1 pseudogene is annotated in these 275 nt (G+C 45.8%); it reads right to left on the bottom strand.

From position 1 onward, the window contains the following. Nucleotides 1-275 (bottom strand): annotated as a pseudogene (locus AAEY75_RS15015) (polynucleotide adenylyltransferase PcnB); the annotation flags it as partial.

Raw genomic sequence — 275 nt, 5'->3', positions numbered from 1 at the left:
GCTCTGCATCGCCGCACTGCTCGCGCAATAATAAGAAATCAAAACCGGCACGAAAACGTGGATGCTCAGATAGCTGTACAATCTGTTTGCTACGCGGCGCGGCCAGTTTTGGCTGCAATATCCAGATATCACGAATAAACTGTTCAGCAAATTTTGGAATGGCAGTCTTGATACGTTGACGATCAATCACTTTGCCTGCTGCATGCATTTGTGCATCCGCAAAAGGCATATTGCGCTTTTTGGCTTTTTCTAGTTGATGTAAGTAGTTCTCCCAC

The sequence above is a fragment of the Psychrobacter sp. TB55-MNA-CIBAN-0194 genome (genome assembly GCF_040309505.1).
Taxonomy (GTDB): domain Bacteria; phylum Pseudomonadota; class Gammaproteobacteria; order Pseudomonadales; family Moraxellaceae; genus Psychrobacter; species Psychrobacter fozii.
This window is presented reverse-complemented; position numbering and strand designations above follow the sequence as displayed.